A 19,119-nucleotide genomic window follows, 5' to 3' on the forward strand; every position below is an offset into this window, starting at 1 on the left:
GACCGGGTTGGAGCAGTAGGGACAGCGCAGCGGGCAGCGATGGGTCAGCTCGGCCAAGAGGCCCACCGGCGGCGCCAAGGGCTCCAAGGCGCTCACAGGTCGAGCAGCCGCTGGTCGCGCAGCCGGCCGAGCAGGGCCAGCACGTCGGGGGCGAGCCGGTCCGGCTCGGTGCCGAACTGGGTTGCGAGCCCATCCAGGATCTCGGCCAGAGTCTGATTCCCGTCGCAGCGGCGTAGTACCTCCAGCGAGCTGGTGTTCAGCCCGAACAGGGTCTCGGGCGCCAGCAGCACCCAGGCGTCGCGCTGCCGGTCGTGATGGAGGCGCACCCCGCGCGGCAGGCGCGGCCGCGCATCCATGGCAATCGCCGGCACATTCTCGGTCATGATGCTCCGTGCTCCGGCTGCCAGGCCCCGGGCGGCAGCCGGCCTTCGACATAGCCCAGCCACAGTGCGTCGAGCTGGCTCCACAGCACGTCGGTCTTGAACAGCAGCGCGCCCAGCGCCTGGGCCTGCCGCTCATGGGTCTCGGCATGGGCCAGCACGTAGTCCAGGGCGAACGCGCTGTCCCGCTCCGCCTGGGGCGGCCTGGCGGTGAAGTAGCTCAGGGCCGTCTGGTCGACGAAGTCGTAGTGCGCCAGCATGCCCGTGACCCGCTCGCCGATGATCTTGGGCGAGAACAGCTCGGTGAGCGAGGAGGCCACCGCTTCCAGGAGGGAGCGCTCCCGGCAGAACCGGACATAGGCATCCACGGCGAAGCGGGTGCCGGGCAGCACCGCCTTGCACGACGCCACCAGCTCCCGGTCCAGGCCCAGCGCGTCGGTCAGGCGCAGCCAGCGCGCGATGCCGCCCTCGCCTTCAACCGTGCCGTCATGGTCGACCAGGCGCTGCCGCCAAGCCCGGCGCAGCGCCGGATCCGTCATCCGCCCCAGCACCGCGGCGTCTTTGAGCGGGATCGAGGCCTGGTAGTAGTAGCGGTTCAGCGCCCAGGCCTGGACCTCGGCCGGCCGGCACTCACCGCCATGCAGGCGCCGGTGGAACGGATGGCGGTCATGGTAGCGATCCGCCCCGATCGATCGCAGCCGCTCCGCCAGGTCATCGGGACCCAGCACCTGGCCGGGCTGCAGATAGGCCGACACCGCCGGATGTACGCTCACAGAACCAGCTCCATGCCATCGAAGGCCAGCTCCCAGCCCGCAGCCAGGACGGCTGCGTGCTCCGGCGAGCCGGTGATAAGGGTCGGGTTCGAGTTGTTCAGGTGCAGGAACACGCGTCGGCCGACCCTTACCTCCCCCAGACCGGCGAGGCTGCCGGACGGGCCGGCCATCGGGATGTGGCCCATCCGTGCGGCCGTCTTGTGGGACAGGCCCAGCCGGACCATTTCGTCGTCCTCAAAGGTCGTGCCGTCGAACAGGAGCAGGTCGGCACCCTCCAGCCGCGCGCACAGGTCCGGCGTGATCCTGGCGCAGTTCGGCACGAGCATGCAACGTCGGCCGGCAGAGCGGATCTCCAGGCCCAGGATCTCCGCTTCCAGCTCTCCATCCGGCGCTGCCTCCTCCTGGTAGAGGGGCAGCTTGCCCAGGACGGGGAAGGGCAGAAACTCCAGCCCGGCCAGGCTCAGCACCGTTTCGGGCACGAGATCACGACGCCGGACCACCGCCGGGTCCAGCGCGGTGAACATCGGGTTGGCGGCCAGGGCGGCATGGGTCGCCTGGGTGGCATGGAGCGCGAAGGGCTGGCGCTCGCGCAGGGTGAGCAGGCCCAGCACATGGTCGATCTCGGCATTGGTCAGGATGACCGCCTCGATCGGGCTGTGCCGCCGGCCGTCGCGCGGCCACAAGGCCGGGTTCGCCAGGATCTGCTGGCGGAGGTCGGGCGAGGCGTTGACCAGCAGCCAACGCTCGCCGTCGGCGCTCACCGCGAGCCCGGACTGGGTACGCGGCGCGACGCGCGGGTCGCCGGCCCAGGCGAGGCTGCAGACCGGGCACCGGCAGTTCCATTGCGGCAGACCGCCACCGGCTGCCGAACCCAGTACCAGGAGCCGCACCCTACCTCGCCCGATTTGCTCCTATGCCGTTTCGGCCTCGACCGAGATTCAGTCGATCATCTCGTCCGGAAGGTCGATCTCGGCCGACTCGTAGCTGGTGACTTCCATGCCGACACGCAGCTCGATCAGGATCGGGGTTTCCCAGGTCATCTGCACATCCTTTTGGCTGTGTTCCCGGCCAGCCGTCCCGACAGGCACCCGCCAGCAAGGGCGGGTCGTCCGGGCGGACTGCGGCGGACCAGGGGTTCCCTATAACAGATAGTGCCGTATTCCGGCATGGCCAGCAAAATCTCGCTCGTTCCGGCCGCATGGCCTTTCGCGTACCCGGCAAGGGCCGGTCAGGCGAGGGCCGCTTCGGCGGTCATGGCCTGCCGGCCCGCTGCGTCGGTGACCCACAGTTCCAGCCGCTGGGTCCCGGTGCGGCGGCCGTTCACGCTGAACGGGGCGCCGTCGAACAGTGGCTGGACGCCGCGGAAGCGGAACGAGCGCAGCGGCCGCCCGTCGGCCAGGTCCCGCGCGAGGTCCAGCAGCAGCGTCGCCTGGAGCGGGCCGTGGACCACCAGGCCCGGGTAGTGCTCCTCTTCCTGGCAGTAGCGCCGGTCATAGTGGATCCGGTGGCCGTTGAAGGTCAGCGCCGAGTAGCGGAACAGGAGGACCGGATTCGCCTGGATGGTGCGGCTCGCCTCGGCTTCGGGCAGCGCTGCCGGCGGGGCGGGCGAGGCCGGCGCAGCGGGCGGGGCGGCCTCGCGATAGACGATGTCGTGGCGCTCGCGGATGGCGGCACCACGCCCCGTCGACAGCTCGTGGCGCACCGCGACGAAGCACAAGGCACCGCTGCGGCCCTGCTTCAGCTCGACCGATTCGATCCGGGAGCGGCGCAGCACCCGGTCATCGACCAGGAGCCGGTCCAGGAACTCCAGCTCGCCGCCGGCCCACATCCGCCGGGGCAGCGGCACCGGTGGCAGGAAGCCGCCGCGGGCGGGATGGCCGTCGGGACCCAGCGCCGACATGGGTGCGGTGGGTGGTGCCAGGCACCAATGGATGCCGGGCGGTGCCGGGTCGCCCGGCTGCGGCTCGCCCGGGTCCTGGTCGAGCACGGCCCGCAGGCCCCTGGTCATCTGCGGGGTGATCCAGTCCTCGGCCTCCTCGGTGCGGCCGATCCAGGCCTGCAGCTCCGCCAGATTCATGGTCCGGGCCTTCAGTAGGAGCGCGGCATGCCGAGCACGTGCTCGGCCAGATAGCTCAGGATCAGGTTGGTGGAGATCGGCGCCACCTGGTAGAGCCGGGTTTCCCGGAACTTGCGCTCGATGTCGTATTCCTCGGCAAAGGCGAAGCCGCCATGGGTCTGCACGCAGGCCTCGGCCGCGGCCCAGGATGCCTCGGCGGCCAGCATCTTCGCCATGTTGGCCTCGGGCCCGCAGCTCTCACCGCGCTCGAACCGGGCGGCGGCGTCGTGCACCATCAGCTCGGCCGCCCGCATCTGGGCATAGGCGCGGGCGATCGGGAACTGGACACCCTGGTTCTGACCGATCGGGCGGCCGAACACGCTGCGCTCGCCGGCATAGGCAGCCGCCTTCTCGATGAACCACTTGGCATCGCCGACGCACTCGGCACCGATCAGGATGCGCTCGGCATTCATGCCGGAAAGGATGTAGCGGAAGCCCTTGCCTTCCTCGCCGACCAGGCCGTCCGCCGGGATCTCGACATTGTCGAAGAACACCTCGGTGGTGGAGTGGTTCATCATGGTGCGGATCGGCCGGATGGTCAGGCCGCGCCCCAGCGCCTCGCGCATGTCGAGGATGAAGACCGACAGGCCGTCCGTGCGCTTGGCCACCTCGTCCTTGGGCGTGGTTCTGGCCAGGAGGAGCATCAGGTCGGAGTGCTCGGCGCGCGACGTCCAGATCTTCTGGCCGTTGACCAGATAGCGGTCGCCGTCCCGCCGGGCGAAGGTCTGGATCGAGCCGGTATCGGTGCCGCTGGTGGGCTCGGTGACGGCGAACGCCTGCAGGCGCAGCCGGCCCGAGGCGATGTCCGGCAGGTAGCGGCGCTTCTGCTCAGGACTGCCGTGGCGCAGCACCGCACCCATCACGTACATCTGGGCGTGGCAGGCGGCACCGTTGCAACCGGCCCGCTGCACCTCCTCCAGGATCGCGGCGGCAGCCGAGAGCGGCAGGCCGGAGCCGCCATATTCCTCGGGGATCAGGGCGGCTAGGTAGCCGGCCTCGGTCAGTGCTCGGACGAACTCGGAAGGATAGGCGTTCTCCCGGTCGAGCCGGCGCCAGTACTCGCCCGGAAACCCCGCACAGAGCTTCCTGACCTCCTGGCGGATCTCGGCATAGTCTTCCTCGGTCACCTCGCCCTGCCATTCCTGGTCCGACTTTCGAGGGCCAAGCATGGCGAAGGGTCGATGGCCGCGACAGATGGAAAATCGCTGGCCCGCAGCACCCCCGGGCGGTGGCATCCCGCGGTGCCGCAGCTAACAATCCCGGCGACAACTGGCTTTTGCGGGGCGCGATGAAGCCGCTCGAAGGAATCCTGGTCGTCTCGCTCGAACAGGCGGTGGCGGCCCCCTATGCCTCCTGCCGGCTCGCGGATGCCGGGGCCAGGGTCATCAAGATCGAGCGGCCGGAGGGTGACTTCGCGCGCGGCTACGACCATCTGGTCAAGGGCGAGAGCGCCTATTTCGTCTGGCTGAACCGGGGCAAGCAGTCGGTCTGCCTGGACCTGAAGCAGGCCCGCGACCGGGCAGCACTCTCGGCCATGCTGGCGCGGGCCGACGTGTTCATCCAGAACCTGGCGCCCGGCGCCGTCGACCGGCTGGGCTTCGGGCTGGAGGAACTGCGTGCCCGCCACCCGCGGCTGATCACCTGCTCGATCACCGGCTATGGCGACGAGGGGCCGTACCGCGACCTCAAGGCCTATGACCTGCTGGTGCAGGCGGAGACCGGGCTGGCGGCGATCACCGGCAACGAGCATGGCCCGGCCAGGACGGGGGTCTCGATCGCCGACATCGCCGCCGGGACGGCAGCGCTCCAGGGCATCATGACCGCCCTGTTCGTCCGCGAGCGCAGCGGGAAGGGCCAGCACGTCGCGACCTCGCTCTTCCACGCTCTGTCCGACTGGATGAACGTGCCCCATCTCCAGCACGTCCATGGCGGCCGTGTACCGACCCGCAGCGGCCTGAACCATCCGACCATCGCACCCTACGGGGCCTATGCCTGCCAGGATGGCGGCCAGGTGCTGTTCGCGGTCCAGAACGAGCGGGAATGGAAGCTGTTCTGCCAGAAGGTGCTCCGTCGGCCGGAGCTGGCAGACGACCCGTGCTTTTGCACCAACGACGCGCGGGTCGCCAGCCGCCCCGCCCTGGACGAGGCCATCCGCGCGGTCTTCGCCGGCATCGAGCGGGATGAGGCGGTCCGTCGTCTCCAGACGGCGAACATCGCCTATGGCCGGATCAGCACGCTGGATGACCTGGCCGCCCACCCGCAGAACCGGCACATCACCGTAACGACCCCCTCCGGCCCGGTGCCGGTACTGGCCCCGGGCGCCTTGCTGGACGGCTGCCCGCTGGAGCCGGGTGCGGTGCCGGCTCTGGGCGAGCATACCCTTCAGGTGATCGAGGAGTTCATCGGACAAGACCCGCCGCGGTGAGCGGGGGCCGTTCCCCTTGCCGCGTCAGCCCATCGCCTCCAGTGCGCCTAAGGATTCCGGCAGGACCTGGCCGCCATCGACCACGATGGTCTGGCCGGTGATGTAGCCGGCTTCCTCCGAGGCGAAGAACAGGGCGGCATTGGCGATGTCGGCGACGCTGCCCAGGCGCTTCATCGGGATCGAGGCCGCCATGGCCGCGAGATAGTCGTCGCCCATCCCGTCCAGCCCCTCGGTCAGGATGTTGCCGGGCATCACCGCGTTCACCGTGATGTTCCAGGGCGCCAGCTCGATCGCGGCGGTGCGCATGAAGCCCAATTGGCCGGCCTTGCTGGCGCCGTAATGGGTCCAGCCCGGATAGCCGGTGATCGGGCCGGTGATCGACGAGGTGAGCACGATCCGGCCGCGGTTCTGGCGCTTCATCTGCGGCAGGCAGGCGCTGACCGAAAGGAAGCTGCCCTTCAGGTTGACGCCGATCACCTCGTCGAAGTCGGCAGCGGTCATCTCGCCGAGCTTGGCGGCGGGAAAGATGCCGGCATTGGCGCACAGCACGTCGATGCCGCCGTAGCGGCCGACCGCCTCGGCGGCCATCGTCTCGCAGGCGGCCGGATCGGCAACGTCGGCGACGAAGGCCGAGGCATGGCCGCCGATCTCCCTGGCGACCTTCTCCGCCTCGTCCAGGTGGCGCGAGACCACCAGCACGTTCAGCCCGGCCTCGCCGAAGCGCAGGGCCAGCCCCCGCCCGATTCCCTTGCTGCCGCCCGTGACGATCACGGTGCGGCCCGCCAGTGATTTCAGCATTGCATCCTCCCTCCATGCTCCGGCGATCAGAACGGCATCGCGGCCGGCAGGGAAGAGCCGAGGGCTTCCCCGGCGCCGCTTCAGGGCTTCACCCACTCCGCCCGGACCTGGCCGGAAGCATTCAATTCCCGTGCCAGCCAGGGCAGGGCCTCGGCCATTGCGTCGGGCAGGCTGTCCGGCGGGTTGATCACCAGGAGGCCCGAGCCGGTCATGCCGCGGCGTGCCTCGTCCGGCTCGATGCAGAACTCGATCCGGTACTGCCGGCCGATCTCGCTGTTCCGCAGCCCGCCCAGCATCCGCTCGGTGAAGCCGCGGTCGATCACCGGGTACCAGAGCAGGTAGGTGCCGGTGCTCAGGCGCCGCCAAGCCTTGAGCAGCGTGTCCTGGACCTGGCCGTAGTCGGTCTTGATCTCGTAGGACGGGTCGATCAGCACCAGCGCATGCCGCTCAGGCGGCGGGAACACGGTCGGCAGGCCGGCCAGGCCGTCCGCCTTGACCACGGCGATGCGCGGGTCGGTGCAGAGCAGGGCGGACAGGGCGGCGAAGTCGGTCGAGTGCAGCTCGAAGCAGAGCAGCCGGTCATGGGCGCGCAGGAGCCGCCGGGAGATCTCGGGTGAGCCGGCATAGGCGCGTGGCCCGTCCAGATGGACCATCTCCAGCCAGTCGCGCAGCAGGGCCGGCGCCTCGGCCGCCTTGGGCAGGAGCGGCAGGATCCCCTGGCGCCATTCGCCGACCTTCTCGCCCATCTCGCTCTTGAGGTCGTACAGCCCGGCACCGGCATGGGTGTCGACCACCAGGATCGGCCGGGGATCGGCGGCGATCACCGCCTTGTGGATGAACTGGAGGGTCGCGTGCTTGAGGACGTCGGCATGGTTGCCGGCGTGGAAGCCGTGACGGTAGCTGAGCATGATGGTGGCTTTTTGACGATCCGGGGAACAGAAAGGACGGCCTGCGGCGGCCGTCGGCCGTGTGCAGGCCAGCGCGCATCCTAGCGGATGATTCCCCCGGGGTCTTGCATCGCATCCTTCGGGAAATGTTGCAGAAGGGGCATCCTGCTGCCTATCCACGGGGCCGCGTCGTCCGGCTGGTCCGGCGACGGTCCGCGACGCATCGAACAGACGAGACGATCCATGATCCAGGAGCCGCGCCCACGGCCGGGCATTCTCGAGATCAAGCCCTATGTGGGCGGCAAGGCCGAGGTGGCGGAGGGCGGCAAGGCCGCCAAGCTGTCGGCCAACGAGACGCCGCTCGGACCAAGCGCCAAGGCGGTCGCGGCCTACCGGGCGATCGCGGCCGACCTGCACCGCTACCCGGAAGGCGGCTCCACGGTCCTGCGCCAGGCGATCGGCCGGCGGATGAACGTCGACCCCGACCGGATCGTGATCGGTGCCGGCTCGGACGAGCTGATCGCGCTGCTGATCCGCGCCTATGCGGGTCCTGGCGACGAGGTGCTCTACAGCCGCCACGGCTTCCTGATGTACAAGCTCTCGGCACTGGCCGCCGGGGCCACGCCGGTGGAAGCGCCCGAGCGCCATCTCTGCGCCGACGTGGACGCGCTGCTCGATGCCGTCACCAGCCGGACGCGGATGGTGTTCCTGGCCAACCCGAACAACCCCACCGGCAGCTACCTGCCGGCTGACGAGATCCTGCGCCTGCACCGGGGCCTGCCGGCGGACGTCGTGCTGGTGTTGGATTCCGCCTATGCCGAGTATGTCGGCGCTGCCGACTATGACAGCGGCCTCGCTTTGTCGCTGAGCGCCCACAACGTCGTGATGACGCGGACCTTCAGCAAGATCCACGGCTTGGCGGCCCTGCGCGTCGGCTGGATGACCGCATCCGCGGGCATCATCGACGTGATCAACCGGGTGCGCGGGCCGTTCAACGTGAGCGTGCCGGCCCAGGTCGCCGCGGCCGCGGCCATCGACGATGTCGAGCACCAGGCCAAGGCCAAGGCGCACAACGACCGCTGGCTGCCCTGGCTGGCGCAGGAACTCACCGCGCTCGGGATCCAGGTGCACCCCAGCGTCGGCAACTTCCTGCTGATCCAGTTTCCCGACGTGCCGGGCCACGATGCGGTGGCCGCTGCGGACTATCTGGAGAAGAACGGCATCATCCCCCGCGCCATGGCGTCCTATCAGTTGCCGCTCTGCCTGCGCCTGACGGTGGGCACCGAGGAGGAGAACCGCCAGGTGGTAGCGGTGCTGGCGCGCTTCATGGACGGGCTGCCCGGGTCATGAGTGAGCCCCACTTCAAGCGCGTGGCGATGATCGGCATCGGGCTGATCAACGGGTCGCTGGCGCTCGCCATGCGCGAGCGGGGCATGGCCGGCGAGATCGTGGCCTGCGCCCGCCAGGAGCGGACCCGTGCCCGGGCGCTGGAATTGGGCTTGTGCGACCGGGCGGTCGCCGATCCGGCCGAAGCCGTCGCCGGTGCGGACCTCGTGGTGCTGGGCACGCCGCCCGCAGCGCTGGCCGAGGTAGCCGGGGCCATGGCGCCGGGCCTGGCCCCCGATGCGATCGTCACCGATGTCGGTTCGATCAAGACCCTGGTGGTCAACGAGGTGCGCGCCCGCCTGCCTAATCCGCGCCGCTTCGTGGGCGGCCATCCGGTGGCCGGTACCGAGCATTCCGGCCCGGACGCCGCGTTCGCCACCCTGTTCCAGAACCGCCGCTGCATCCTGACACCGGTCGAGGACACCGATCCGGACGCGGTGGCGCGCCTCGTGGCGCTCTGGCAGGCGGTCGGCGCCAAGGTCGACACCATGTCGCCGGAGCATCACGACCGGGTGCTGGCGATTACCTCGCACCTGCCGCATTTGTGCGCCTACACCATCGTCGGCACGGTCGCGGACCTGGAGGAGCATCTCCAGTCGGAAGTGTTCAAGTACGCGGCCGGCGGTTTCACCGACTTCACCCGGATCGCCGCGTCCGACCCGACCATGTGGCGGGACATCTTCCTGAACAACAAGGAAGCGGTCCTGGAGATGATCGGCCGGTTCATGGAGGATCTGGTGGCGCTGCAGCGGGCGATCCGCTGGGGCCAGGGCGACATCCTGTTCGACCTGTTCACCCGCACCCGCGAGATCCGGCGCAGCGTGATCCAGGCCGGCCAGGCCTATGAGCGTAAGCCACAGCTTAAGGACGATGAAGTATCGCCAGATGGCGAGCCCGGCACCACCTCGCTATAGGTGATGCGGTCGTGCGGACGGTGCCTGCCCGTTCCCGGCCCGCTGCGGAGCTTGGCATAGCACTTGTCGATGACTGAACCGGATCTCGTCTGGACGTTTGGCTACGGCTCCCTGATGTGGCGCCCCGGCTTCGAGCCCGACGCGTTCGAGACCGCACGGCTGGTGGGCTACCAGCGCCGCCTGTGCATCCGCTCCGAGCATTATCGCGGCACGGCCGAGCAACCGGGCGTGGTGATGGGGCTGACGGCCGGCGGCGCCTGCATCGGCCGGGCGATCGGCTTTCGCCGCGAGCGCGAGGCCGAGATCATGGCCTATCTGGATGCCCGCGAGCTGGTCACCAACGTGTACGAGCGCCGCCTGGTCCCGCTGGAACTGCTGGAATCCCGGCGCACGGTGCAGGCCTGGGCCTATGTGGCGAGGCTCGACCACGACCAGTATTGCGGCGGCGTGGACGAGGCGGTCATCCTGGAAATGGTCCGCAAGGGCTGCGGCAGTTCCGGAACCTGCCAGGAATATCTGGTCAATACGCTGGACCATCTGAGCGAGATGGGCATCCAGGAGCCGCACCTCGAGGCATTGGCCCGGCGGCTCCTGCCCGACCCAAAGATCAGCCAGGACTGATCCGGATCCCGCTCAGGCCGCCAGCGGCATCGGGGAGCGGTCCTTCCGGCTGACCTCGACCTGGCGGACGCAGGGATGACGGGCCAGGCGCGCCCGCAGGACCTCGGGCGTGACCGGCGCGGCGGTGGTCAGGACCAGACGAAGCCGGGCTTCGCTGCCGGCTTCCTCCAGGACGGTCGCCACCAGCTCCAGACCAAAGCGCTGCGCGTCGTTCAGGACGCGGATCATGCCGTCATACGCGTCGGTGAGGATCGCCTGGACCTCGAGGGTCGTGCGGTCGGCGGCGGCGCTGGGCATGGCTTCGGCTCCTTTCTGCTGGGTCCGACGGATCGGCCGGCGAAAGAGTTTCTAGCCGCGTCCGGCCAGTGATGTTTGCCGAACTCTGGGCTATCTCCGCCGCATGGCAGAAGGATGACCCGCGCAATGGCCAGAACGCAGAAGAATATGCCGCAGGATGCCCCGGCGACCGGCCACGGTTCGCTCCGGCTCGACCCGATCGACCGGCGCATCCTGTCGGCGCTGCGCGCCGATGGCCGGCTCACCATGAACGAGCTGGGCGAGAAGGTGGGGCTGTCGGCCTCGCCCTGCTGGACCCGGGTGAAGCGGCTGGAGGCGGCCGGGCTGATCGCCGGCTATGTCGCCCTGCTCGACCATGCGGCGCTGGGCCTGCCGGACACGGTGTTCGTGGAGATCACCCTGAACCGGCACGACGACCATGCGCTGGAGGTGTTCGGCGCCAGCCTGGCGCGCATCCCCGAGGTGATCGAGGCCCATCTCGTCACCGGCGAGTACGACTACCTGGTCAAGGTGGCGGTGGCCGGCACGCGGGACTACGAGCGCTTCTTGCGCGAGCGGCTCTACCGGATCGAGGGCATCCGCCATACTCGCTCGACCTTCGCACTCCGGGCGATGAAGCAGTCGATCGGCGTCGATCCGCTGGAGATCCCTTGAGCGACACGCGACGGGCAGGACGTGAAACGGCGGGAGAAGCCCGAAAGGGCGCTCCCGCCGTCCTTCATGGTGCCGGAAGCCATCCGGCCATGTTCATTGGAATGATCCAGGTGGGTCGCTTTCATAGCCGACCCTTCAGGCGCGGCCAACTGGCCTCGCAGTATTCAACCGGCAATGTCTGATGATTGGTCGACGAAGGGCGCCTCATCATCGACCAGGAGCGACCTTTACGCCGTACGGCGGTGATAGCCGCTCAATGGTAACCCGGTGGAGTAATGTCGTTCATAACCCCTCTTGCCCGGTTAGCCCAAGCGCGGTTGCACGACGACTTTGTTCACTCGTTTCACGCGATGGAGGGTGAAGTACGAGTGGTCGAACAACTCTCACGCACCCAGGATATTGAGTGCGCCGACTGCGCGGGTCAAGGCTCGGGGGAGAGAATTTTGCCGGATGGCGCCGGGACCGCGGCACTGCCGCCGGCCTCGGCCACCAGCCGGTTGGTCGCGGTCTCGATCCGCTCCTCCAGCGTCCGCATGAAGGCCGCCCGCGGCAGGCCCGGCGGGATCGGCTCCAGGAACTCCAGCACGATCGTGCCCGGCCGCTTGGCGAACGAGCGCCGGCCCCAGAACATGCCGGAGTTCAGGGCGACCGGCACGCAGGGCCGGCCGAGCTGCTTGTAAAGTGCTGCCACGCCCGGCTTGTAGTCCGGCGGCGCGTCCACGGGCCGCCTGGTACCCTCCGGGAAGATCATCACGTGCAGCCCGCCCGCCATCGCCTGCTGGGCCCCGTCCACCAGCGACTTCAGCGCCTTCGCCGCGGCTCCCCGGTCGATACGGATGCAGCCGGATTTCAGCAGGTAATGGCCGAACACCGGGATCTTCGTGAGCTCGTATTTCAGCCCGACCGACAGCTCGTGGACGATGGTGTGGAAGGTCAGCGTTTCCCAGGCCGACTGGTGCTTGGCCGCGATCACCACCGGCTCGTCCGGCAGGTGGTGCAGGCCGCGCACCTCGTGGCGGATGCCCACGACCCAGCGCAGCAGGAAGCCGATGCCCCGCTCCCAGCCCCGCGCATAGGCGCGCGTACCGGCGGCATCCAGGAACGGCCCGACCGGCAGCAGCACGATCAGGGCGAGCAGCGTCCAGGTCCAGAGCAGGACGTTGAAGATGGCGGAGCGGATCAGGATCATGCGGCGGGCAGGGGGCAGGTGAACAGCCGGCCGAATGCCGGCTGCGGGTCGGCGATCCCGGCCAGTCGCAGCGCGTGCCAGGCCATCGCGTGGTTGGACGAGGTGACCGGCTTGCCGAGCTCGGCCTCGATCCGGGCGGCCTCGGCGGCCAGCCGGATCGACGTGCAGGACACGAACACCGCATCGACCCCAGGCTCGCGCCCGAGCGCGCAGGCGGCATGGCGGATCGACTGGGCGGTCATCTGGCCGACCTTGCCGTCGTCGGGCTCGTTGAACGAGCCGAACACCGGCACTTCCAGGCCGCGCGCCTCCAGATAGCGGATGATCCCGAGATTGACGTCCTCGCGATAGGGCGTGAGCAGCGCGATCCGCCGCGCGTCCAGGGCGGCCATCGCGATCCTGGCAGCCGTGATCGGGGTGGTCGCCCGCGCTTCCGGCTTGGCCTCGTTCATGAGCGCCATGACCCGCTCCTCCCCCAGCACCATCGAGGCCGAGGTGCAGCCGAAGGCCACCGCGTCGAACGGGTGGCCGGGCAGCAGGAGTTCGGTGGTGGGTCGGATCATCGGCTCCATCGCGCGGAGGCTGTTCGGCGTGATGATCGGGTCGACCGCGATGCGGGCGTGGAACAGGCCGACGCCCGGCAGGTCGGTCAGGATGCCGCGCCACTCATATTCGATGGTCTGGTCGCAGCTCAGCACCACCAGCCCGATCCGGGCGCGCGGCGTGATGCCCCGGTCCAGCTCGAAGGGCAGGTGCTCGCGGACGATCCGCCCGGAGGCTTGGGTCATGGCCGGCTCATCCACGGTAGAGCATGCTGGACACGTCGTGGCCGGGCGTGCGGCCGGCGATCAGGTCGGCGGTGATCCGGCCTGAGCCACAGGCCCAGGTCCAGCCCATGTGGCCATGGCCGGCGTTGACATAGAGATTGTCGTAGCGCGCCCGGCCGAAGATCGGCAGGGCGGACGGCGTCATCGGCCGCAGTCCCGCCCAGTATTCCGGCTGGGCATAGTCCCCCGCATCGGGGAACAGCTCTCTGGCCGCCTTGAGCAGCCCGGTGAAGTCGGACGGCCGGTGCGACCAGTCATAGCCGGCGAACTCGGCGATCGCAGTGAGCCGGACATGCTCGCCATAATTGGCGAACGCGAACAAATTGTGCTCGTCCACGCCGGAGAGGCGCGGCGGGTTGTTGCGGCCGGCGATCGGGATGGTAAGCGAGTAGCCCTTGACCGGGTAGATCGGCAGGCGCAGCCCGATGGTCCGCCCGAGCGGTGCGGCATAGCAGCCGAGTGCCAGCACATAGGCATCGGCCTGGACCCCGCCCTTGTCCGTGACCACCCGGTCGATCCGGCCCCGGGCGACGCCGATCCGCTCGATCGTCTCGTCCATCCGGAACGCGACGCCGCGCTCGATGAGCCAGGCCGCGATGCCGCGGGTGAACCGCCTTGCATCGCCGGACTCGTCGCCCGGCACGTAGAGCGCGCCGGCGAACCGGTCCAGGACGGGCAGGTAGACCTGGTCGATCTGGGCGGCCTCGAACGGCGTGACCCGCCGCACCTCCACGCCCAGGCGGCGCATCAGCTCCGCATTGCGGTCGGCCCGGGCGAGCGCCTCTTCCGTGCGATGCAGGTAGAGGGCCCCGCCCTTGGCGGCCCCGTAATCGACCCCGGTTTCCGCCACGACCCGGTGCAGCTCGCCCTGGCTGTAGACGCACAGGCCGACCTTGCGGACCGTGTTGTAGTCGGCCCTGGCCTCGGTGCAGTTGCGCACGAAGCGCGCCGCCCAGGCCCAGAAATGCGGGTCGGCCTGGAGGCGGAAGCGCAGGGCCGTGTCGTCGTGGCGGATCGAGCGGATCAGGGTCCTGAGCGCCGTGGGCGACGCCCAGCTATAGGCATGGCCGGGCGCGATCATGCCGGCATTGCCGTACGAGGTTTCGGATGCCGGCTCGCTGCGCCGGTCGATCACGATCGGCTCGTGACCGTCCCGGAACAGCTCGTAGGCCGTCATCACGCCGGCAAGGCCGGCACCCAGCACCGCAACGCGCATGACCGCCCCTTTGCGGCCGCCGGCTCAGTCGAGCGCGGCGGTGACCATGATCTCGACGGTGTAGTCGGGCGAGGCGAGCTTGCTCTCGACCGTGGCGCGGGCCGGGGCGGCACCCGGGGCGACCCACGCATCCCAGGCAGCGTTCATCTCGTTGAAGGTCGAGATGTCGGACAGCCAGATATTGGTGGTGATCAGCTTGCTCTTGTCGGTGCCGGCCTCGGCGAGGAGGGCGTCGATCCGGGACAGGATGTCCTTGGTCTGCTCGGAGACCGACTTGCCGGGGGCGCCGGCGGCGACCTGGCCGGCCAGATAGACCACGTTGCCGTGGGTCACGGCCTGGCTCATGCGCGGCCCGGGCTGGATGCGGCGGATCGTCATTGCTTCTCTCCTGCTGACGTTGGCTCTGCGCGGCATACATGAGCCCGAGGGGGCAGGGGAAGCGCCGCCCTTGCCGGGAGGGCTCGAGCATGCATCCGGAACGCTGGGTCCAGGTCCGGCCGGAAGGCCTCTACGTGGTGCCGGGCGACTTCTACGTGGACCCGGTCCGGCCGGTGGATCGCGCCGTGGTCACCCATGGCCACAGCGACCATTGCCGTGGCGGCCACGGCGCCATGCTGGCGACCGAGGCGACCCTGGCGATCGCCGCGGCACGGCTGGGCGAGGGCATGGCGCCTTCCCGCCAGGCCGCCGCCTATGGCGAGATGGTCCGGATCGGGGAGGTCGACGTCACCCTTTATCCGGCGGGCCATGTGCTGGGCAGCGCCCAGGTGCTGATGGAGCATCAAGGCGGGCGGATCGTGGTCTCCGGGGACTACAAGCGCCGGGCAGACCCGACCTGCACCGGCTTCGAGCCGGTCCCTTGCGACGTGTTCGTCACCGAGGCGACCTTCGGCCTGCCGGTGTTCCGCCACCCGCCGATCGAGGAGGAACTGCGCCGGCTGCTCCACTCGATCGAGCTGTTCCCCGAGCGCTGCCACGTGGTCGGCGCCTATACGCTCGGCAAGGCACAGCGCCTGATCGTGGAGCTGCGCCGGGCCGGCTGGGACCGGCCCATCTATGTCCACGGCGCGCTGGCCGCGATGAACGAGCTCTACCGGGGCTTCGGCATCGAGCTGGGCGAGCTCCGGCCGGCCACGGCCGGCGTGAAGGGCGAGCCGCGCCGCGAGCTGGAAGGTGCCATCGTGATCGCCCCGCCCTCGGCCATTGCCGACCGCTGGGCGCGGCGCCTGCCGGACCCGGTGATCTGTCAGGCGTCGGGCTGGATGCGGGTCAAGCAGCGCGCGAAGCAGGGCGGCATCGAGCTGCCGCTGGTGATCTCCGACCATGCCGACTGGGACGAGCTGCTGCAGACGCTGGACGAGGTCGGCGCACCCCGGGTCTGGATCACCCATGGCCGGGAGGAGGCCCTGCAATATGCCGCTCGCAAGCGCGGCTTTGGGGCCGAGGCCCTGCGGCTGGTGGGCTATGACGAGGAGGGGAGCTGAGCGGTCCGCCCCTGCCTCGACGGGTTGCGGCACCCATGGCAGGCTCGCCGGCGACACGGAACGCAGGCCGGCGCAACGGAGCCTTCGGATGATCTCCTATCTCACGCTCGGAACCAACCACCTGGAGCGCGCCGGCCGCTTCTATGACGCGGCGCTGGCGCCGCTCGGCCGGGTCCGGCTGCCGGCCTATCCCAACGAGATCTGGTACGGTCCGCCAGGCGGTCCGACGGAGCTGGTGATCCTCCATCCGTTCGACGGCCGCCCGGCCAGCTGGGGCAACGGGGTGATGGTCGGCCTGTCGGTGCCGGACGAGGCGACGGTGCAGGCGATCTACGAGGCGGCCCTGGCCGCCGGCGGGCTGGACGAGGGGGCACCCGGCCTGCGGCCCCAGTACAGCGCCGATTTCTATGCGGCCTATGTCCGTGATCCCGACGGCAACAAGCTGGCCTTCGTCCGTGCGACCCCGCCTGGCTGAGCAGCACCCGCCGGAAGCGAACCGGAACCTGCGCCGGGCCTGCCCGGTTGGCCCGGACGGCAGCCTGCAGGAGCGTGCGCAGCCAAGGTGAAGCCGTTCTCCGAACTTCTCGACCGCCTCCTCTACGCGCCGGCCCGCACCAGCAAGCTGGCGCTGCTGGAGGATTATTTCCGCACCGTGCCCGATCCCGACCGCGGCTTCGGCCTGGCCGCGATCGCCGGCACGCTCAGCCTGCGGGTGGCGAAGTCCGGCGTGATCCGTGAGCTGGTAGCCGAGCGCACCGATCCCGAATTGTTCCACTGGTCCTACGACTTCGTGGGCGATCTGGCCGAGACGGCCGCCCTGATGTGGCCGGAGCACCAGGCCGATCGCGACTGGCCGCACTTGAGCGAGGTGGTGGTCGCCATGGACGAGCTGCCGCGCGGCCAGCTCACCAAGCAGATCGCCGCCTGGCTCGACACGCTGGATGCCACCGGCCGCTGGGCGCTGCTCAAGCTCGCCACCGGCAGCCTGCGCGTGGGTGCCTCGGCCGGCCTGGCCCGGGCGGCCCTGGCCCGCTACGGCAAGGTCGAGCCGGCCCTGGTCGAGGAGGCCTGGCATGCCACGGCCCCGCCCTATCTGGACCTGTTCGCCTGGCTGGACGGCCGCATGCCGCGCCCGGAGATCGCCCATGCCCCGGTGTTCCGGCCGCTCATGCTGGCCTATCCGCTGGATGACGAGCAGGCACAGCGGCTTGACCTCGCCGAGTACAGCGCCGAATGGAAGTGGGACGGGATCCGCGTCCAGGTCGTGGCGGTCCGTGGCCAGGTGCGCCTCTATTCCCGCACCGGCGACGATGTGGGCCCGGCCTTTCCGGAGGTGGTCGAGCGCGTGCGCTTCGAGGGCGTGCTCGACGGTGAGCTGCTGGTGGCGCGCGGGGGCGAGGTCGCCTCGTTCAACGACCTGCAGCAGCGCCTGAACCGCAAGGCCGTCACGCCCGCCATGCTGCAGGACTACCCGGCCCTGGTCCGGCTCTACGACATCCTGTTCGACGGCGAGGAGGACCTGCGCGGCCTGCCCTTTCTCGAGCGCCGCGAACGGCTGGAGGCATTCGTGGCGCGCGAGCGGCCCGAGGGGATGGACCTCTCGCCGCTCATCCCGGACAGCGGCCTGGACGAGCTCGACCGGATGCGCCGCTCGGCGCGCGAGGGCGGCACGGTCGAGGGGCTGATGCTCAAGCGCAAGGACAGCCTCTACGTGCCGGGCCGGCCCAAGGGCCTGTGGTGGAAGTGGAAGCGCGACGCCCATCTGGTCGACTGCGTGCTGATGTACGCCCAGCGCGGCCACGGCAAGCGCAGCTCCTTTTATTCCGACTACACGTTCGGCGCCTGGCAGGACGGGCCGGACGGGGAGGAACTGGTGCCGGTCGGCAAAGCCTATGCCGGCTACACCGACGAGGAACTGAAGCTGCTGGACAGGTGGATCCGCGACCATACGATCGAGCGGTTCGGCCCGGTCCGGGCGGTGGAGCCGCGCCTGGTGTTTGAGGTGGCGTTCGACAGCATCCACCCCTCCAGCCGGCACAAGTCGGGCGTGGCGATGCGCTTTCCCCGGATCGCGCGGATCCGCTGGGACAAGCCCGCCGCGGAGGCCGACCGGCTGGCGACCCTGATCGACCTGATGGCCTGAACGATCGGGACGGAGCGCGGGAATAGCATGAGAGGAGACTGGCCCGAGCCGCGACCGGAACGGACGGTCATCGATCCCGAACGTCTGGAGCGGATCCTGGTGCAGGCCGCGCGCGAGGGGCGGCCAGTCAGCTACCGGCAGGTGCTGGGCATGTTCGGCTGGCGGCTGGGCTCCGGCACGGTCGGCCATCTTTGCCGAGTGCTGGGCGTGATAGACCGGGCACGGGCGGAACGCGGGCTGCCGGAGCTGGCCTGCCTGGTGGTCCGGGCCAGCGACGGCCAGCCGGGTGTCGGCTACTTCGCTGCTGGCGATCCGCAGGACCCGGACGCGCGCGCTGCCCTGGTCGCCCGGCGCCAGGAGCAGGCCTTCGCCTGGGCGGCCAGCCTCTAGCGCTTCTTGCGCAGCACGATGACGAACAGGCTGTCCTGGCGCTCGCTGCGTTCCAGCTCATGGCCGCTGATCTCGACGAACTCGTCGAAATCGGCAGGTGCGGCCGGATCGGTCGCCAGCACGCAGACCGTGGCACCCGGCTCCATGACCATGAGCGCCTGGCGCGCCTTCACCAAAGGCATCGGGCAGGCGAGGCCGCGTGCATCCACGAGGACATCGTAACGAGGTTCGGGCAAGACGGCAGCTCCAGGATCGGCCGACGGATGCCACCTAGCGTGACCGCTGGCGGCTTGGAAGCCTGGTCTGCCGTTCCGGTCATCGGGCCATGGCCGTGGGCGTGCATGAGCGGGTCCGTCTTTGTGGAAGTGGCGGACCACAATTGGTTGCAGCGGAAGCTGGCGGCCGCTGGGCGGGCGGCAGCTCATGGGGGCCGATTTTTGGTGGCGGCCCTCTTCTCCTGGGGATGGTGGTTTCCATATGAATTGAGCCGGAGCGAGGGACGGCGAGCCGTTAGAGGGAACGAAATTTCCTGTTGACGGTTCTGCCAGCCAGGCTTAGAACCCGGCCCACGCAGCGAGGCTGGGTGCTCGGCGGCGACGGAGATTGTCGCGCTGGTATC

General features: G+C 69.6%; 23 protein-coding genes. 9 read left to right on the forward strand and 14 right to left on the reverse strand.

Annotated elements, in window-relative coordinates; genetic code table 11:
- Positions 1 to 92 precede the first annotated feature (92 nt).
- The 6 genes from pqqD to HLA95_RS25000 form a co-directional block, all read right to left on the reverse strand.
- The gene (gene pqqD / locus HLA95_RS24975; protein ID WP_222184894.1) at positions 93 to 383 is read right to left on the reverse strand and encodes a pyrroloquinoline quinone biosynthesis peptide chaperone PqqD; all 291 of its coding nucleotides are present in this window, start codon (positions 381 to 383) and stop codon (positions 93 to 95) included.
- Positions 380 to 1,153, reverse strand: a complete 774-nt coding sequence (gene pqqC / locus HLA95_RS24980; protein WP_370467530.1) for a pyrroloquinoline-quinone synthase PqqC — start codon at positions 1,151 to 1,153, stop codon at positions 380 to 382. Before pqqC ends, pqqD begins: the two co-directional genes overlap by 4 nt.
- On the reverse strand, positions 1,150 to 2,043 hold the full coding sequence (pqqB, locus tag HLA95_RS24985) for a pyrroloquinoline quinone biosynthesis protein PqqB (RefSeq protein WP_191061679.1): 894 nt from the start codon (positions 2,041 to 2,043) through the stop codon (positions 1,150 to 1,152). Before pqqB ends, pqqC begins: the two co-directional genes overlap by 4 nt.
- Before the next feature lie 48 nt (positions 2,044 to 2,091).
- Positions 2,092 to 2,193 (reverse strand): pyrroloquinoline quinone precursor peptide PqqA, encoded by a 102-nt coding sequence (gene pqqA, locus HLA95_RS24990; RefSeq protein WP_159718820.1) that lies wholly within the window; start codon positions 2,191 to 2,193, stop codon positions 2,092 to 2,094.
- A gap of 188 nt (positions 2,194 to 2,381) precedes the next feature.
- On the reverse strand, positions 2,382 to 3,230 hold the full coding sequence (locus HLA95_RS24995; RefSeq protein ID WP_222184896.1) for an HTD2 family dehydratase: 849 nt from the start codon (positions 3,228 to 3,230) through the stop codon (positions 2,382 to 2,384).
- An 11-nt stretch (positions 3,231 to 3,241) separates the two neighbouring features.
- On the reverse strand, positions 3,242 to 4,438 hold the full coding sequence (locus HLA95_RS25000) for an acyl-CoA dehydrogenase family protein (protein ID WP_191058268.1): 1,197 nt from the start codon (positions 4,436 to 4,438) through the stop codon (positions 3,242 to 3,244).
- Between the two features lie 119 nt (positions 4,439 to 4,557).
- On the opposite strand from HLA95_RS25000, the gene HLA95_RS25005 reads away from it, so the two are divergent.
- Positions 4,558 to 5,694, forward strand: a complete 1,137-nt coding sequence (locus tag HLA95_RS25005; RefSeq protein ID WP_191058267.1) for a CaiB/BaiF CoA transferase family protein — start codon at positions 4,558 to 4,560, stop codon at positions 5,692 to 5,694.
- A gap of 24 nt (positions 5,695 to 5,718) precedes the next feature.
- Here the strand turns inward: HLA95_RS25005 and fabG are convergent, their stop codons facing one another.
- Together fabG and HLA95_RS25015 are read right to left on the reverse strand one after the other, a co-directional pair.
- Positions 5,719 to 6,492 (reverse strand): 3-oxoacyl-ACP reductase FabG, encoded by a 774-nt coding sequence (gene fabG / locus HLA95_RS25010; protein ID WP_191058266.1) that lies wholly within the window; start codon positions 6,490 to 6,492, stop codon positions 5,719 to 5,721.
- An 80-nt stretch (positions 6,493 to 6,572) separates the two neighbouring features.
- Positions 6,573 to 7,400 (reverse strand): 23S rRNA (adenine(2030)-N(6))-methyltransferase RlmJ, encoded by an 828-nt coding sequence (locus HLA95_RS25015; RefSeq protein ID WP_191058265.1) that lies wholly within the window; start codon positions 7,398 to 7,400, stop codon positions 6,573 to 6,575.
- 222 nt (positions 7,401 to 7,622) lie between these two features.
- Between HLA95_RS25015 and hisC the strand changes: the two genes are divergently transcribed.
- The 3 genes from hisC (at position 7,623) to HLA95_RS25030 (ending at position 10,300) form a co-directional block, all read left to right on the forward strand.
- The gene (gene hisC, locus HLA95_RS25020) at positions 7,623 to 8,729 is read left to right on the forward strand and encodes a histidinol-phosphate transaminase (RefSeq protein ID WP_191058264.1); all 1,107 of its coding nucleotides are present in this window, start codon (positions 7,623 to 7,625) and stop codon (positions 8,727 to 8,729) included.
- Positions 8,726 to 9,679 carry a prephenate/arogenate dehydrogenase family protein gene (locus HLA95_RS25025; RefSeq protein WP_191058263.1) on the forward strand — a complete coding sequence of 318 codons (954 nt, stop codon included), beginning with the start codon at positions 8,726 to 8,728 and terminating at the stop codon, positions 9,677 to 9,679. Before hisC ends, HLA95_RS25025 begins: the two co-directional genes overlap by 4 nt.
- Positions 9,680 to 9,748: 69 nt before the next feature.
- Positions 9,749 to 10,300, forward strand: coding sequence for a gamma-glutamylcyclotransferase (locus tag HLA95_RS25030; protein ID WP_191058262.1), 552 nt, complete (start codon positions 9,749 to 9,751; stop codon positions 10,298 to 10,300).
- A 12-nt stretch (positions 10,301 to 10,312) separates the two neighbouring features.
- Here the strand turns inward: HLA95_RS25030 and HLA95_RS25035 are convergent, their stop codons facing one another.
- Positions 10,313 to 10,597, reverse strand: coding sequence for a hypothetical protein (locus tag HLA95_RS25035; protein WP_191058261.1), 285 nt, complete (start codon positions 10,595 to 10,597; stop codon positions 10,313 to 10,315).
- A 147-nt stretch (positions 10,598 to 10,744) separates the two neighbouring features.
- Here HLA95_RS25035 and HLA95_RS25040 point away from each other — a divergent pair, with 147 nt between their 5' ends.
- Positions 10,745 to 11,251: an Lrp/AsnC family transcriptional regulator gene (locus HLA95_RS25040; RefSeq protein WP_191058270.1), complete on the forward strand. Its 507-nt coding sequence runs from the start codon at positions 10,745 to 10,747 to the stop codon at positions 11,249 to 11,251.
- Positions 11,252 to 11,672: 421 nt separating this feature from the next.
- Here the strand turns inward: HLA95_RS25040 and HLA95_RS25045 are convergent, their stop codons facing one another.
- Genes HLA95_RS25045 through HLA95_RS25060 form a run of 4 tightly spaced genes read right to left on the reverse strand, consistent with a single transcriptional unit; the run spans position 11,673 to position 14,861 of the window.
- Positions 11,673 to 12,440, reverse strand: coding sequence for a lysophospholipid acyltransferase family protein (locus HLA95_RS25045; RefSeq protein WP_191058260.1), 768 nt, complete (start codon positions 12,438 to 12,440; stop codon positions 11,673 to 11,675).
- Positions 12,437 to 13,228 carry a maleate cis-trans isomerase family protein gene (locus HLA95_RS25050; RefSeq protein ID WP_191058259.1) on the reverse strand — a complete coding sequence of 264 codons (792 nt, stop codon included), beginning with the start codon at positions 13,226 to 13,228 and terminating at the stop codon, positions 12,437 to 12,439. The genes HLA95_RS25045 and HLA95_RS25050 overlap by 4 nt, the downstream gene beginning before the upstream one ends.
- A 7-nt stretch (positions 13,229 to 13,235) precedes the next feature.
- A complete protein-coding gene (locus HLA95_RS25055) occupies positions 13,236 to 14,483 on the reverse strand; it encodes a D-amino acid dehydrogenase (protein ID WP_191058258.1) in 1,248 nt (415 codons plus the stop codon).
- A 24-nt stretch (positions 14,484 to 14,507) separates the two neighbouring features.
- Positions 14,508 to 14,861: a RidA family protein gene (locus tag HLA95_RS25060; protein WP_191058257.1), complete on the reverse strand. Its 354-nt coding sequence runs from the start codon at positions 14,859 to 14,861 to the stop codon at positions 14,508 to 14,510.
- An 89-nt stretch (positions 14,862 to 14,950) separates the two neighbouring features.
- Between HLA95_RS25060 and HLA95_RS25065 the strand changes: the two genes are divergently transcribed.
- The 4 genes from HLA95_RS25065 to HLA95_RS25080 all read left to right on the forward strand — a co-directional run bounded on the left by HLA95_RS25065 (position 14,951) and on the right by HLA95_RS25080 (position 18,500).
- Positions 14,951 to 15,967, forward strand: coding sequence for a ligase-associated DNA damage response exonuclease (locus HLA95_RS25065; protein WP_191058256.1), 1,017 nt, complete (start codon positions 14,951 to 14,953; stop codon positions 15,965 to 15,967).
- 88 nt (positions 15,968 to 16,055) lie between these two features.
- Entirely contained in the window at positions 16,056 to 16,442 is a 387-nt protein-coding gene (locus HLA95_RS25070) for a VOC family protein (protein ID WP_191058255.1), read from the forward strand.
- Between the two features lie 87 nt (positions 16,443 to 16,529).
- A complete protein-coding gene (locus HLA95_RS25075; protein WP_222184898.1) occupies positions 16,530 to 18,110 on the forward strand; it encodes a cisplatin damage response ATP-dependent DNA ligase in 1,581 nt (526 codons plus the stop codon).
- A gap of 27 nt (positions 18,111 to 18,137) precedes the next feature.
- Entirely contained in the window at positions 18,138 to 18,500 is a 363-nt protein-coding gene (locus HLA95_RS25080) for a hypothetical protein (RefSeq protein WP_222184900.1), read from the forward strand.
- Here the strand turns inward: HLA95_RS25080 and HLA95_RS28605 are convergent.
- On the reverse strand, positions 18,497 to 18,736 hold the full coding sequence (locus HLA95_RS28605; RefSeq protein WP_223861755.1) for a sulfurtransferase TusA family protein: 240 nt from the start codon (positions 18,734 to 18,736) through the stop codon (positions 18,497 to 18,499). The genes HLA95_RS25080 and HLA95_RS28605 overlap by 4 nt on opposite strands.
- Between the last annotated feature and the right edge of the window lie 383 nt (positions 18,737 to 19,119).

This window comes from Geminicoccus harenae, from assembly GCF_019800005.1.
GTDB classification, from domain to species: Bacteria; Pseudomonadota; Alphaproteobacteria; order Geminicoccales; family Geminicoccaceae; genus Geminicoccus; species Geminicoccus harenae.

Coding starts and splice junctions, on each gene's coding strand:
- pqqD (WP_222184894.1), bottom strand. CDS start 383: ATGACCGAGAATGTGCCGGCGATTGCCATGGATGCGCGGCCGCGCCTG.
- pqqA (WP_159718820.1), bottom strand. CDS start 2,193: ATGACCTGGGAAACCCCGATCCTGATCGAGCTGCGTGTCGGCATGGAA.
- HLA95_RS24995 (WP_222184896.1), bottom strand. CDS start 3,230: ATGAATCTGGCGGAGCTGCAGGCCTGGATCGGCCGCACCGAGGAGGCC.
- HLA95_RS25000 (WP_191058268.1), bottom strand. CDS start 4,438: ATGCTTGGCCCTCGAAAGTCGGACCAGGAATGGCAGGGCGAGGTGACC.
- HLA95_RS25005 (WP_191058267.1), top strand. CDS start 4,558: ATGAAGCCGCTCGAAGGAATCCTGGTCGTCTCGCTCGAACAGGCGGTG.
- fabG (WP_191058266.1), bottom strand. CDS start 6,492: ATGCTGAAATCACTGGCGGGCCGCACCGTGATCGTCACGGGCGGCAGC.
- HLA95_RS25015 (WP_191058265.1), bottom strand. CDS start 7,400: ATGCTCAGCTACCGTCACGGCTTCCACGCCGGCAACCATGCCGACGTC.
- hisC (WP_191058264.1), top strand. CDS start 7,623: ATGATCCAGGAGCCGCGCCCACGGCCGGGCATTCTCGAGATCAAGCCC.
- HLA95_RS25025 (WP_191058263.1), top strand. CDS start 8,726: ATGAGTGAGCCCCACTTCAAGCGCGTGGCGATGATCGGCATCGGGCTG.
- HLA95_RS25030 (WP_191058262.1), top strand. CDS start 9,749: ATGACTGAACCGGATCTCGTCTGGACGTTTGGCTACGGCTCCCTGATG.
- HLA95_RS25035 (WP_191058261.1), bottom strand. CDS start 10,597: ATGCCCAGCGCCGCCGCCGACCGCACGACCCTCGAGGTCCAGGCGATC.
- HLA95_RS25040 (WP_191058270.1), top strand. CDS start 10,745: ATGCCGCAGGATGCCCCGGCGACCGGCCACGGTTCGCTCCGGCTCGAC.
- HLA95_RS25045 (WP_191058260.1), bottom strand. CDS start 12,440: ATGATCCTGATCCGCTCCGCCATCTTCAACGTCCTGCTCTGGACCTGG.
- HLA95_RS25050 (WP_191058259.1), bottom strand. CDS start 13,228: ATGACCCAAGCCTCCGGGCGGATCGTCCGCGAGCACCTGCCCTTCGAG.
- HLA95_RS25055 (WP_191058258.1), bottom strand. CDS start 14,483: ATGCGCGTTGCGGTGCTGGGTGCCGGCCTTGCCGGCGTGATGACGGCC.
- HLA95_RS25060 (WP_191058257.1), bottom strand. CDS start 14,861: ATGACGATCCGCCGCATCCAGCCCGGGCCGCGCATGAGCCAGGCCGTG.
- HLA95_RS25065 (WP_191058256.1), top strand. CDS start 14,951: ATGCATCCGGAACGCTGGGTCCAGGTCCGGCCGGAAGGCCTCTACGTG.
- HLA95_RS25070 (WP_191058255.1), top strand. CDS start 16,056: ATGATCTCCTATCTCACGCTCGGAACCAACCACCTGGAGCGCGCCGGC.
- HLA95_RS25080 (WP_222184900.1), top strand. CDS start 18,138: ATGAGAGGAGACTGGCCCGAGCCGCGACCGGAACGGACGGTCATCGAT.